The sequence below is a fragment of the Vibrio galatheae genome (assembly GCF_000967545.1).
Taxonomy (GTDB): Bacteria; Pseudomonadota; Gammaproteobacteria; order Enterobacterales; family Vibrionaceae; genus Vibrio; species Vibrio galatheae.
Window position 1 is genome coordinate 188,271 of sequence record NZ_JXXV01000025.1, and the last position, 13,966, is coordinate 202,236.

The 13,966-nt window shown below is 46.0% G+C and carries 12 protein-coding genes; all 12 read left to right on the plus strand.

Going from position 1 to position 13,966, the window contains the following annotated elements:
- The first annotated feature begins 8 nt into the window (after positions 1-8).
- The 12 genes from bamA to glnB all read left to right on the plus strand — a co-directional run bounded on the left by bamA (position 9) and on the right by glnB (position 13,964).
- Complete coding sequence (bamA, locus tag TW81_RS14560) at positions 9-2,420, plus strand: outer membrane protein assembly factor BamA (RefSeq protein WP_045956452.1); 2,412 nt, start codon at positions 9-11, stop codon at positions 2,418-2,420.
- 16 nt (positions 2,421-2,436) lie between these two features.
- On the plus strand, positions 2,437-2,946 hold the full coding sequence (locus tag TW81_RS14565) for an OmpH/Skp family outer membrane protein (RefSeq protein WP_045956453.1): 510 nt from the start codon (positions 2,437-2,439) through the stop codon (positions 2,944-2,946).
- A gap of 6 nt (positions 2,947-2,952) precedes the next feature.
- On the plus strand, positions 2,953-3,984 hold the full coding sequence (gene lpxD, locus TW81_RS14570) for a UDP-3-O-(3-hydroxymyristoyl)glucosamine N-acyltransferase (RefSeq protein ID WP_045956454.1): 1,032 nt from the start codon (positions 2,953-2,955) through the stop codon (positions 3,982-3,984).
- 98 nt (positions 3,985-4,082) lie between these two features.
- Positions 4,083-4,535 (plus strand): 3-hydroxyacyl-ACP dehydratase FabZ, encoded by a 453-nt coding sequence (gene fabZ, locus TW81_RS14575; protein ID WP_045956496.1) that lies wholly within the window; start codon positions 4,083-4,085, stop codon positions 4,533-4,535.
- 1 nt (position 4,536) lies between these two features.
- Complete coding sequence (gene lpxA / locus TW81_RS14580) at positions 4,537-5,325, plus strand: acyl-ACP--UDP-N-acetylglucosamine O-acyltransferase (RefSeq protein ID WP_045956455.1); 789 nt, start codon at positions 4,537-4,539, stop codon at positions 5,323-5,325.
- An 88-nt stretch (positions 5,326-5,413) separates the two neighbouring features.
- Entirely contained in the window at positions 5,414-6,568 is a 1,155-nt protein-coding gene (gene lpxB, locus TW81_RS14585; protein WP_045956456.1) for a lipid-A-disaccharide synthase, read from the plus strand.
- Positions 6,561-7,178, plus strand: coding sequence for a ribonuclease HII (gene rnhB, locus TW81_RS14590; RefSeq protein ID WP_045956457.1), 618 nt, complete (start codon positions 6,561-6,563; stop codon positions 7,176-7,178). The genes lpxB and rnhB overlap by 8 nt, the downstream gene beginning before the upstream one ends.
- A gap of 90 nt (positions 7,179-7,268) precedes the next feature.
- Positions 7,269-10,748 (plus strand): DNA polymerase III subunit alpha, encoded by a 3,480-nt coding sequence (gene dnaE / locus TW81_RS14595; RefSeq protein ID WP_045956458.1) that lies wholly within the window; start codon positions 7,269-7,271, stop codon positions 10,746-10,748.
- Between the two features lie 37 nt (positions 10,749-10,785).
- Positions 10,786-11,745, plus strand: a complete 960-nt coding sequence (gene accA, locus TW81_RS14600) for an acetyl-CoA carboxylase carboxyl transferase subunit alpha (RefSeq protein WP_045956459.1) — start codon at positions 10,786-10,788, stop codon at positions 11,743-11,745.
- Positions 11,746-11,837: 92 nt separating this feature from the next.
- Positions 11,838-13,157, plus strand: a complete 1,320-nt coding sequence (tilS, locus tag TW81_RS14605) for a tRNA lysidine(34) synthetase TilS (protein WP_045956460.1) — start codon at positions 11,838-11,840, stop codon at positions 13,155-13,157.
- A 50-nt stretch (positions 13,158-13,207) separates the two neighbouring features.
- Entirely contained in the window at positions 13,208-13,522 is a 315-nt protein-coding gene (locus TW81_RS14610; RefSeq protein ID WP_045956461.1) for a c-type cytochrome, read from the plus strand.
- 103 nt (positions 13,523-13,625) lie between these two features.
- The gene (gene glnB / locus TW81_RS14615; RefSeq protein WP_045956462.1) at positions 13,626-13,964 is read left to right on the plus strand and encodes a nitrogen regulatory protein P-II; all 339 of its coding nucleotides are present in this window, start codon (positions 13,626-13,628) and stop codon (positions 13,962-13,964) included.
- Positions 13,965-13,966 lie beyond the last annotated feature (2 nt).

The following is a 13,966-nucleotide window of genomic DNA, read 5'->3' on the forward strand; positions in this document are numbered from 1 at the left end:
AGAACAAAATGGCAATGAAAAATATTCTGTTTGCGACCCTGTTAGCGACAAGCGTGAGTGCAAACGGAGCTGAGAACTTTGTAGTTCAAGACATAAAAGTTGAAGGTTTGCAACGTGTAGCGTTAGGTGCTGCGTTATTGAAAATGCCCGTGCGAATTGGTGATACCGTTGGTAGCCAAGATGTTTCTGAAATGATTCGTGCCTTATATGCGACGGGTAACTTTGAAGATATCAAAGTGTTACGTGACAACGACGTTTTGGTCGTTCAGGTTAAAGAACGCCCAACTATTGCGAGTATCTCTTTTTCAGGTAACAAAGCGATCAAAGAAGAGCAACTGCAACAGAACTTAGATGCCTCTGGGATTCGGGTTGGTGAAGCGCTCGACCGTACGACATTGTCGACGATTGAGAAAGGGCTCGAAGATTTTTACTACAGCGTTGGTAAATACAATGCGAGTGTAAAAGCGGTCGTCACACCGCTGCCACGTAATCGTAGTGACCTAAAATTTGTCTTTACTGAAGGTGTGTCGGCGAAAATTAAACAGATTAACTTTATCGGCAACGAACAGTTTACCGATAAAGAGCTGCTAAGCCGCTTTGAACTCAATGTCGACGTTGCGTGGTGGAATTTCCTTTCCGATGACAAATATCAAAAGCAAGTGCTTGCTGGTGATATTGAAGCGTTGAAATCCTACTATCTCGATCGCGGTTACCTAAAATTTCAAATCGATTCTACACAGGTGGCGATTTCACCTGACAAGAAGGGTGTGTACATCACGTTAGGTCTTAATGAAGGCTTGCCGTACACAGTCAAAGATGTGAAGTTCCGTGGAGAGCTACTTGGTAAAGATGATGAATTTGAAGAGCTGGTTACCTTTGAAGCGGGTGAAACCTACAACGGCTCTGAGGTCACCAGTTTAGAAGAGAACGTTAAGCGTCTACTTGGTGAAGCGGGTTACGCTTACCCACAAGTACGCACTATTCCTGAATTTGATGATGAAAACCAATCTGTTTCTTTAGTAGTAAACGTTGAAGCAGGTAAACGTATCTACGTGCGTGATATTCGGTTCGTGGGTAACAACTCAACTAAAGATGAAGTATTACGCCGCGAAATGCGTCAAATGGAAGGTAGTTGGCTCAACTCTAAATCGATCGAAACAGGTAAAGGGCGTCTTAATCGTCTAGGCTTCTTTGAGACTGTCGATGTACAAACTGTGCGCGTTCCCGGCAGTGAAGACCAAGTCGATTTGGTGTACAACGTTAAAGAAGCAAACTCAGGCAGCGTCAACTTTGGTGTTGGCTACGGTACGGAGTCGGGCATCAGTTTCCAAGTTGGTCTGCAGCAAGATAACTTTGCGGGCACTGGTAATCGTGTTGGTATTAACGCGATGATGAACGATTACCAAAAGAACGTTAGTTTAGATTATCGTGATCCGTACTGGAACCTAGATGGTGTCAGCATGGGCGGAAAAATTTTCTACAACCAGTTTGAAGCGTCTGAAGCGAACATCATCGACTATACCAATGAAAGTTACGGTGCGAGTCTGACGTGGGGTTTCCCATTTGATGAATTGAACCGTTTTGAGTTTGGCTTTGGCTTGACTCACAACACTATTGGTAATGTCCCTACTTATGACCAAGCACAGCGTTTCGCTGAAAGTATCGGTCAAGGCAACGGCGATATTGTCACTAATGATATCGACCTTAACGTATCCTGGACGCGCAACAACTTGAACCGTGGTTATTTCCCAACCGCAGGTAACTACCAGAGTGCGTTTGCCAAAGCGACGATCCCAAGCTCTGATGCGCAGTACTTCAAAGTTCAGTACGACGTTAGGCAGTATATGCCAATTACCAAAAAGCATGAGTTTACCTTGTTAATGCGCGGTCGCTTAGGTTACGGTAATGGCTATGGCAAAACGGATGGCAACGATAACTTGTTCCCATTCTATGAAAACTACTATGCGGGTGGCTTTACAACTCTGCGTGGTTTCCGCTCTAACAGTGCAGGCCCGAAAGCGGTTTACACAGTGAATGGCAATCCTAGTGTGTGTAACTCAGACACTTGTTTGTCTGCAACGGACGATTCGGTCGGTGGTAATGCGATCGCTCTCGCGAGTGTTGAGCTGATTGTTCCAACCCCATTTGTTTCTGAAGACTTCAAGAGCCAGATTCGAACCAGTTTGTTTGTCGATGCGGCAAGTGTGTGGGATACAGAATTCATCTATGATTCTAACTATGCTGGTGATAGTTACTACTACGATTACTCAGATCCAATGAACTACCGCTCGTCTTACGGTGCGGCGTTGCAATGGATGTCTCCAATGGGGCCGTTAGTTTTCTCAATTGCGAAACCAATTAAATCTTACGAAGGTGACGACGAAGAATTCTTCACTTTCACTATCGGCAGAACCTTCTAATTTAAAGGAAATTACAGTGAATAAAACAATCAAAGCGGCTGGTCTTAGCCTTTTAGTCATGATGTCTTCTATGTTCGCGAACGCGGTAGAAGCTGCGCAGAAAATTGGTTATGTAAACACTGCTCAAGTATTCCAAGCGCTTCCTCAACGTGAAGTTGTTGCGCAGAAACTTCAAGAAGAGTTTAAAGATAAATCTGATGAGCTGCAGGCTATTCAGGCAAAAGGTAAAGGCAAAGTTGAAAAGCTGCAACGCGATGGCGAACTGATGAGCCAAGAAGACATTGATAAACTACGTCTTGAAATTGGCCAACTAGAAAGCGAGCTTAAGCTGAAAGCGCAATCGTTCGAGAAGTTAAGAAAACGCCGTCAAGCAGAAGAAAAACAGAAACTATTCAAAACCATTCAAGATGCGATTAACGCAGTGGCTGAAAAGCAAGGCTTTGACATGGTTGTTGATCAACAGGTGGTTCGTTTTGCTAAACCTGAAAACGATATCTCTAAAGCTGTAATTGACTCGCTAAAATAATTATTTATGACAACTCTTTCTTTGGCTGAATTAGCCACGATAACCGGGGGGGAGCTACATGGTGATGCAACGGCTGTTGTGACCATGGTAGCGCCAATGGATAGCGCTCAGGAAGGACATGTGACTTTCCTGTCTAATCCGAAATACGCTAAGCATCTTGCCGAGTGCAAAGCGACAGTCGTGATGGTAAAAGAAGCACAACGTGAACTTTGTTCAGGTAATGTGCTGGTGGTAGAGGATCCTTACGTTGCTTTTGCTAAAGTTGCACAGGCGCTTGATACCACACCATCTCCGGCGCAAAGTATTGCCGCATCAGCTGTGATTGCTGATGATGTGACACTTGGTGACAATGTGTCAGTTGGTGCCAATGCTGTTATTGAGTCTGGCGTGACGCTGGGTGACAACGTGGTCATCGGTGCCGGCTGTTTTATCGGTAAGAATGCTAAAATTGGTCACAATACTAAGTTGTGGTCTAACGTATCGATTTACCACGAGGTATCGCTCGGGAGTGATTGTCTTGTTCAAGCGAATACCGTTATCGGCTCCGACGGTTTTGGTTACGCCAATGAAAAAGGTGAATGGATTAAAATCCCTCAGCTAGGCTCTGTATGTATTGGTAACCGAGTTGAAATTGGCTCATGTACTACGATTGATCGCGGCGCTCTGGATGATACGGTTATTGAAGATAACGTAATTTTGGATAACCAAATACAGATCGCACACAACGTACACATCGGATATGGTACAGCTATGGCTGGTGGTACGATTGTTGCGGGCAGTACTAAGATCGGTAAATACTGCATCATAGGTGGTGGCACTGTGATTAATGGTCACATTGAGATTGCCGATGGTGTGACCATTACTGGTATGGGGATGGTGATGCGCGCTATTGAAGAGAAAGGTATGTACTCTTCAGGTATCCCGTTACAACCCAACAAAGAGTGGCGCAAAACCGCAGCTCGTGTTCATCGTATTGATGATATGAATAAGCGTTTAAAAGCACTCGAGAAACAGTTAGAGAACAAGCAACAAGACTAGTTCTCATATCGTGTTTAAAAAGGCTCGCGTATTGCGGGTCTTTTTCATCTATAATGCCCGTCAGATACAAAATTAGCATTCAATATAGGAATATGACTTTGACTACTGAAAACAAAACGATGAACATCACTGAAATTCAGGAATTGTTGCCGCATCGCTACCCATTCTTACTGATTGATCGTGTTATTGATTTTGAAGAAGCAAAATATCTTACTGCGATCAAAAACGTTTCAGTGAATGAACCTCAGTTTACAGGTCATTTCCCACAACTACCTGTATTCCCGGGAGTACTGATTCTGGAAGCGATGGCACAGGCAACGGGCCTGCTAGCGTTTAAGTCATTCGGTGCTCCTTCAGACAACGAGCTATACTACTTTGCAAGCGTTGATGGTGCGAAATTCCGTAAGCCAGTAGTACCTGGTGATCAACTTGTGATTGAAGTTGAGTTTTTAAAAGAGCGCCGTGGCATCGCCGCCTTCAAAGGCATTGCAAAAGTTGATGGCGAAGTTGTCTGCTCTGCTGAACTAAAATGTGCTCGTCGAGAGTTTTAATATGATCCATGAAACAGCGAAAGTTCATCCTTCAGCCGTTATTGAAGGTGACGTGACCATCGCAGCAAACGTCACGGTAGGGCCGTTTACCTATATCTCAGGTACGATTGAGATTGGTGAAGGGACAGAAATTATGTCTCATGTTGTGATTAAAGGTCACACAACGATTGGTAAAGACAACCGTATTTTCCCACATGCTGTGGTTGGTGAAGAAAACCAAGATAAGAAATATGGTGGCGAAGAGACAACGGTCGTGATCGGCGATCGTAACGTGATTCGTGAAGCTGTGCAGATTCACCGTGGTACAACCCAAGACAAAGCAACGACCGTGATCGGTAATGACAATTTGCTGTGTGTTAACGCACATATTGCTCATGATGTGATTGTTGGTAACCACACCCACGTCGGCAACAACGCAATTTTAGGTGGCCACGTGACGGTAGAGGACCATGCTGGTGTCATGGCGTTATCTGCTATTCATCCGTTCTGTAAAGTGGGTGCTTACAGTTATATTGGTGGCTGTTCTGCTGTGGTAAAAGACGTGCCGCCTTATGTGTTAGCACAGGGTAACCATGCGACGCCATTTGGTCTTAACCTAGTTGGCTTGCAACGCAATGGTTTCGAGAAAGCAGAGCTTCGCGCATTACGCAATGCGTACAAAGAGTTCTACCGCGCGGGTAAAACTCAAGCCGAAGCAAAAGTCGTGCTCGAAGAGATGGCAAAAGATTGGCCGTCAATTAAGCACTTTATTGATTTCGTGGAAACTTCTGAGCGTGGCGTTATTCGCTAAACTTGCTCCTCATGAATAGCAAAAGATCGCAATCTATTGGTTGCGATCTTTTTTGCGTTTTGTAGCATTCGGAAAGGTAAATTCAATCATGGGAAAACCATTACGTATTGGTATTATTGCGGGCGAGCTATCTGGTGACACGCTAGGTGAAGGTTTTATCAAAGCAATAAAAGCTCAGTATCCTGATGCGGAATTTGTGGGTATTGGTGGCCCTAAAATGATTGCTCAAGGTTGCCAGTCTCTGTTTGAGATGGAAGAGCTTGCTGTGATGGGGTTGGTTGAGGTGTTAGGCCGTTTACCAAGGTTGCTCAAGGTCAAAGCTGAGCTGGTGAAATATTTTAGCGCGAATCCACCCGATGTGTTCGTAGGAATTGACGCGCCAGACTTTAACCTCCGTGTTGAACTCGATCTGAAGAAAAAAGGCATTAAAACCGTCCACTATGTCAGCCCTTCGGTGTGGGCTTGGCGACCAAAGCGGATCTTTAAAATCGATGCCGCGACCGATCTTGTACTGGCGTTTCTGCCATTTGAAAAAGCGTTTTACGACAAGTACAACGTTGCCTGTGAGTTTATTGGTCACACCTTAGCCGACGCCATTCCTCTGCAACCTGATCAGCAGCAAGCGAGACAACTGCTCGAACTTGAGCCAAACAGACAGTGGCTAGCTGTACTACCGGGAAGTCGTGGCGGAGAAGTAGGTTTAATTGCTGAACCTTTTATTCAGACTTGTCGTCAAATCAAGCAAAAGCACCCTGATATTGGTTTTGTTGTGGCAGCGGTCAATGATAAACGTCGTCAACAGTTTGAAGAAATTTGGCAAGCGGTCGCCCCAGAAATCGATTTTGTTATCGTTCAAGATACGGCGCGCAATGTTATCACCGCCTCGGATGCAGTACTGCTGGCTTCTGGTACGGTTGCATTGGAATGCATGCTACTCAAACGACCTATGGTCGTGGGTTATAAAGTGAATCGCTTAACGGGTTGGTTAGTGCAGAAGCTGGCGATTACTGAATATGTGTCTCTGCCCAATATTCTCGCCGGTGAAGAACTGGTGAAAGAATTGATCCTTGAACAGTGTGATCCAGAATACTTAGTGCCCGCAGTCGAGGAAATGCTCAGCAGCAACAACGATGACTTAATTGAACGTTTTACTCAAATGCATCAGATGATACGTAAAAATGCCGATGTCCAAGCGGCAGCCGCCGTGCTAAAACTGATTGGTAAAGAGTATAACAATGGCTAAACAAAGCAAAGAGTTGCCACCTTTTGAGTACCCGCAAGGGTATCTGTATATCGCTGGAGTGGATGAAGTGGGACGCGGGCCATTGGTCGGTGATGTTGTGACTGCAGCGGTCATTCTTGATCCGAACAACCCGATTGAAGGGCTCAATGACTCAAAGAAGTTATCTGAGAAAAAACGCCTAGCCTTATTGCCTGAAATTCAACAAAAGGCGCTCGCTTGGGCGGTGGGGCGCTGCTCTCCCGAGGAAATTGACGAACTGAATATTCTTCAAGCCACTATGGTCGCAATGCAAAGAGCTGTCGCAGGCTTAGAAGTTCAACCAGATTTCGTATTGATTGATGGCAACCGCTGTCCCCAATTACCTATGCAATCGCAAGCTGTGGTTAAGGGAGACTTGAGTGTTGCGGAGATCAGTGCCGCATCGATTATTGCTAAAGTGGTTCGCGATCAAGAGATGGAGGAGCTGGATAAGCTTCACCCTGAGTTTGGTTTTGCTCAGCATAAGGGTTACCCAACTAAGGCGCATTTCGCCGCAATTGAACAGCATGGTGTGATTGATCAGCACCGCAAGAGCTTTAAGCCTGTTAAGCGCGCGCTTGGCATCGAATAGCAATGCACTTTCAGGGGTATATAAGTCAAAGTTTTTCACTTAAAATACCCCCAATATCTCCATAATTTTTCACCGTTTCGGATCTTTTTCATGTCAGACCCAAAGTTTATCCACCTTCGAGTACATAGTGACTTCTCCATGGTTGATGGCCTCTCCAAAGTGCCGCCCTTGGTTAAGAAAGTGGCCGAAATGGGCATGCCTGCCGTCGCCTTAACGGACTTTACCAACTTGTGTGGCTTGGTTAAGTTTTATGGCACCGCTCATGGTTGCGGTATCAAACCGATTATTGGCGCTGATTTTGTGATGCAGTCGCCAGAGTTTGGCGATGAGCTGACTAAGCTAACGGTATTAGCGGCGGACAATATTGGTTATAAAAACCTGACCCTATTGATCTCTAAAGCTTATTTACGTGGCCATGTCCAGCACCAACCTGTCATAGATAAAGAGTGGCTTATTGAGCTTTCAGAAGGAGTAATTATCCTTTCGGGAGCCAAGAATGGTGAAATTGGTAAAGCGCTGCTCAAGGGCAATCAAAAAGTCGTTGAGGAGTGTGTTGAGTTTTACAAGACGCATTTCCCCGATCGCTTTTACCTTGAGTTGATCAGAACAGGGCGTGCCGATGAAGAAACTTACCTTCACTTCGCTCTTGAGCTTGCTGAGCAGCAAGACCTTCCGGTTGTCGCGACCAATGATGTTGTGATTCTAGATGAAACGCTATTTGATGCGCACGAGATACGAGTTGCCATCCATGACGGCTATACCTTGGAAGATCCGCGCCGACCAAAAAACTATAGTGCTCAGCAGTACTTGCGTAGTGAAGAAGAGATGTGTGAACTCTTCTCCGATATTCCCGAAGCGCTAGAAAACAGCGTTGAAATTGCTAAGCGTTGTAATGTCACCGTACGTCTTGGTGAATACTTCCTGCCTGCTTTCCCAACAGAAGGAATGGAAGAGACTGAATTCTTGGTCATGAAGTCCGAAGAAGGTCTCGAAGAACGTTTGGAGTTCTTGTTCCCAGATCCTCAAGTTAGAGCGCAAAGACGACCAGAGTACGATGAGCGACTGAAGATAGAGCTAGAAGTAATCAACAATATGGGCTTTCCCGGTTACTTCTTGATCGTTATGGAGTTTATCCAATGGTCGAAAGATAATGATATCCCCGTAGGCCCCGGACGTGGTTCAGGTGCAGGTTCATTAGTCGCCTATGCATTGAAAATCACTGACCTTGATCCACTCGAATACGATCTGCTCTTCGAGCGATTCCTCAACCCAGAACGTGTTTCGATGCCCGACTTCGATGTCGACTTCTGTATGGACAAACGTGATCAGGTTATTGATCACGTAGCTGAAATGTATGGTCGTGATGCTGTATCGCAGATCATCACTTTCGGTACCATGGCGGCGAAAGCGGTTATCCGTGATGTCGGGCGTGTGCTTGGTCACGGCTTTGGTTTTGTTGACCGTATATCTAAACTGGTACCACCCGATCCGGGCATGACGCTGGAAAAAGCATTCAAAGCTGAACCAGCGCTGCCTGAGTTATACGAAAACGACGAAGAAATTAAAGAGCTTATCGATATGTGTCGCATCCTTGAAGGGTGTACACGTAACGCCGGTAAGCACGCGGGTGGCGTGGTGATTTCGCCAACAACCATCACAGACTTTGCGCCTATTTACGCTGATGCAGAAGGGCATTTCCCTGTTACTCAGTTTGATAAGAACGATGTTGAAACCGCAGGGCTGGTTAAGTTTGACTTCTTAGGTCTGCGGACACTGACCATTATCGATTGGGCTCTTGGTCTGATTAACCCGCGTTTGGCACGCGAGGGTAAAGCGCCTGTTGCGATTGAGTCGATTCCACTCGACGACCAAGCTTCGTTCAACTTGCTACAAAATTCAGAAACGACCGCGGTATTCCAGCTTGAATCGCGCGGAATGAAAGAGCTGATTAAACGCCTCCAGCCTGACTGTTTTGAAGATATCATCGCACTGGTGGCATTGTTCCGTCCAGGTCCGCTGCAATCGGGTATGGTAGACAACTTCATTGACCGTAAACATGGCCGAGAGGCGGTGTCTTACCCTGATGAACAATGGCAACACGACTCACTCAAAGAGATTCTTGAACCCACCTACGGCATTATCCTCTATCAGGAACAGGTAATGCAGATCGCCCAGGTTCTATCTGGCTATACCTTAGGCGGCGCGGACATGCTGCGTCGTGCTATGGGTAAGAAAAAACCAGAAGAAATGGCCAAGCAGCGTGCGACCTTTGAAGAAGGGGCAATCGCCAACGGCGTTGATGGCGAACTGGCGATGAAGATCTTCGACTTGGTTGAGAAGTTCGCTGGTTACGGCTTCAACAAATCGCACTCTGCCGCTTATGCGCTGGTTTCTTATCAAACTCTGTGGCTTAAAACTCACTTTCCAGCGGAATTTATGGCGGCGGTAATGACCGCCGATATGGACAATACCGAGAAAGTGGTTGGTCTGGTAGACGAGTGTTTTCGTATGAAACTCAAAGTCTTACCACCCGACATCAATGCGGGCCTGTATCGATTTAATGTCGATGAAGAAGGTGCGATTGTCTATGGAATTGGCGCGATTAAAGGTGTAGGTGAAGGGCCAATTGAAGCGATTCTTGAAGCGCGTAACAAAGATGGTTACTTTAAAGACCTGTTCGACTTTTGTGCGCGTATAGACCTGAAGAAGGTCAATAAGCGTGTGATTGAAAAGCTAATTTATGCCGGAGCGTTAGACAGGCTGGGGCCACACCGCGCAGCTTTAATGGCTTCGCTTAATGACGCGGTCAAAGCCGCCAGTCAACATCACCAAGCAGAAGCATTTGGTCAGACTGATTTGTTCGGTGTGTTAACCGAAGCACCAGAAGAAGTAGAGCACAAATATACCAAAGTTGATCCTTGGCCAGAAAAAGTCTGGCTTGAGGGTGAGCGCGATACTTTGGGTCTTTATTTGACCGGCCACCCAATAAATGCCTATATAAAGGAACTGGGTAAGTACACCAGTTGTCGATTAAAAGATGCCACACCCACTCGACGCGATCAGAGCGTTACAGTTGCAGGTCTGGTTATTGCAGCGCGAGTGATGACAACCAAACGTGGTACTCGTATCGGGATCATGACGCTAGACGACCGAAGCGGGCGTATGGAGGTAATGTTATTCTCTGATGCGCTTGATCGTTATGCAGAATTGTTAGAAAAAGATAAAATTTTGGTTGTTTCTGGACAGGTCAGCTTTGATGATTTCAATGGTGGTCTTAAAATGTCCGCGCGCGAGGTTATGGATCTCGGGACTGCTCGTGAAAAATACGCGCGAGGGTTATCAGTCTCGATCGACCAATCTCAGATCAATGACCGATTTTTTGAGCGCTTTAGTCAAATACTCGAGCCTCATCGGGCAGGTAGCGTTCCTGTCCATGTATACTACCAGCGCTGCGATGCACGTGCGCGTTTAACGTTAGGTACAGAATGGCGAGTAACGCCAAGTGACGCATTATTAGATGATTTAAAACAACTACTTGGGAAGAGCCAGGTAGAACTCGAATTTAACTAGTTCGGTAAAACACCACCGAATCATAAAGGATCTATAGATGAGCCTGAATTTTTTAGAATTTGAAAAGCCAATCGCAGAGCTAGAAGCAAAAATTGAAGCACTACGTGACGTATCACGTCACGGTGGAGACTCTGGTGTTGATCTTGAAAAAGAGATCGAACAACTAGAAAAGAAAAGCTTAGAGCTGAAAAAGAAAACTTTCAGCGATCTTGGTGCTTGGGAAACTGCCCAACTTGCTCGTCACCCATTGCGTCCATACACGTTAGATTACATTGAACATGTATTTACGGAGTTCGATGAGATGGCAGGTGATCGTCACTATGCTGATGACAAAGCCATTGTCGGTGGTATGGCGCGTCTGAATGGTCGTCCTGTGATGGTCATTGGTCACCAAAAGGGTCGTGAAACCAAAGAAAAAGTGAAACGTAACTTCGGTATGCCTAAACCAGAAGGCTACCGTAAAGCACTGCGTCTAATGCAGACGGCAGAGCGTTTCAATATGCCAATCATTACCTTCATTGATACCGCAGGTGCCTACCCAGGCGTTGGTGCCGAAGAGCGTGGTCAGTCAGAAGCTATCGCGACGAACCTAAAAGTGATGGCGGGCCTTACAGTGCCAGTTATCTGTAACGTTGTTGGTGAAGGTGGTTCTGGTGGTGCACTTGCTATTGGCGTTGGCGACTACGTCAACATGCTGCAATACTCAACTTACTCGGTGATTTCTCCAGAAGGTTGTGCATCAATCCTTTGGCGTGATTCGGATAAAGCGCCACAAGCCGCAGAAGCAATGGGTCTTATTGCGCCGCGTCTGAAAGAGCTGGATCTTATTGATGAAATCATTGAAGAGCCACTTGGTGGCGCACATCGTGATCACCAAAAAATGGCTGAGAACATGAAAGCGACACTGATTCGCCAGCTAGAAGAACTTGAAGCATTTGACAATGACTCGCTACTTGAGCGCCGTTACCAGCGTTTGATGAGCTACGGTTACTGCTGATTGCTGAAAATTGAGACAAAAGGCTGAACTTAGGTTCAGCCTTTTTTATTGCCAGTGATAAACTAGTTTCAATCAATCTTGTTGGCTGAGCTATGAGTTTACAAAACACCTTCAATTCCGTATTAGAAAAGCATGTTCATCGTGATGGTCAAGTGATCTTAGGTTTCAGTGGTGGGCTTGATTCTAGAGTCATGCTCGAGCTGATGGCGCATTACTGCCAGCCGAAAAACATTGCCTGTTTAGCGGTCCATATTCATCATGGTTTAAGCCCAAATGCAGACCGTTGGGCTGAGCAATGCCAACGTTGGTGTCAGCAACTTGGGGTCGAGTGTGTTGTCGAGAAAGTCGAGTTAGATACGCAAGGCCACAGCCTTGAAGAGAGTGCTCGTCAAGCAAGATACGGTGCACTGAGTAAATATCTCCACCCTAAAGATCTGCTCCTTACTGGGCAACATGCTGACGATCAAATGGAAACCTTTTTCCTTGCGCTAAAGCGAGGTAGCGGGCCCAAAGGTCTGTCATCAATGGCGCAAGCGATGCCGTTTGGCGATGCTATGCTTGTTCGTCCATTTCTTACTGTTTCTCGCCAGCAGATTGAAAACTATGGTAGAGCCAAGCAACTTGAATGGGTGGAGGATGAAAGCAATCTCGACCAACGATTTGAACGTAATTTCGTGCGACATTCAATTACACCTGTCCTTATCGAGCGCTGGCCACACCTTCACCAATCGATTCAACGTTCAGCGGAGTTATGTGCAGAGCAAGAGCAACTGCTCGATGAGCTGTTGGCCGATAAATATCAAGCATGCTTTGCGGGCGATGGTGGATTAGAGATAACAATGCTTGAAGCGTTGACAGATCGAGTCCGTCGCCGATTGATACGCATGTGGCTCGACGAATCGGATCTGCGAATGCCCAGTCGTGAGCAACTTAATAATATCTGGCACGAAGTGGCGCGCGCCCAGCCTGACGCTAATCCGAAGTTAACTCTTGAATCAGCGCAGATCCGCCGTTATGCACACAAGTTATATATCGTCCGTTACTGGCAACCACTGGATGCATGGCAACAAACGTTAACCTTTGAACAAGCATGTCACTTGCCCGATGCTTTAGGGACGGTGACGGTGATTCGTAGCACGCAAGGGCGCTTATCTGAACAAGCCTTAAATCAATCCGAGTTACGTATTACCTTTGACCCAGAGGGACTGAGTGCTCATCCTGCTGGTCGCGGTCACAGCCGTAAGTTGAAAAAGTTATTTCAAGAATATGGCGTGCCAAGTTGGTTAAGGCGCAGAACGCCTATCCTGATGTGTGGCGATCAAGTGGTTGCGGTTGGCGATTTGTTCATTGATCGCCGCTTTATAGGTCAGGATTGTGAGCTTGTCTGGGGCAAGGAATCAAACTTTGTGTAAAACTGTATAGATAAAAACCCACAACTATCATGGAATTATAAGGAAGAGCAATGAAGAAAGTCGCAATTGGATTGGTACTTGGAATGGGTCTGTTAAGTGGCAATGTATTGGCTGCCGGTGATGCTGCAGCAGGTCAAGCAAAAGCGGCGATATGTGCAGCTTGTCATGGCGCAGATGGTATCGCTGTTATTCCGGGTTACCCAAACCTTAAAGGTCAGAATGAACAGTATATTGTTACCTCAATCAATGCATACAAGAACAAAGAGCGTAATGGTGGTCTAGCAGCTGTGATGCAAGCGCAGGCTTCTATGCTTAGCGAAGCAGATATTGCTAACCTTGCGGCTTACTACTCTAGTTTAAAATAATTATCCAGATTATTGACCTCGCCCGAGCAAGTTAAGCTCGGGCTTTTTATTAGCCAGTGAACATGGGATAATAGTGTTAAAGACAATAGTTTAAGGGAAGAACATGAAAAAGATTGAAGCGATCATCAAGCCGTTTAAGTTAGACGACGTTCGTGAAGCATTGGCTGAAGTTGGTATTACAGGTATGACGGTTTCTGAGGTCAAAGGCTTTGGTCGTCAAAAGGGTCACACGGAGTTATATCGCGGCGCAGAGTACATGGTTGATTTTTTGCCTAAGGTAAAACTTGAGATCGTGGTGGCTGAGGATGTTGCCGATCAGTGTGTTGATACGATTATTGAAACGGCGCAAACCGGTAAAATTGGTGACGGTAAGATCTTTATTACAGACGTGGAACGTATCGTTCGTATTCGTACTGGTGAAGAAGACGAAGACGCAATTTAACC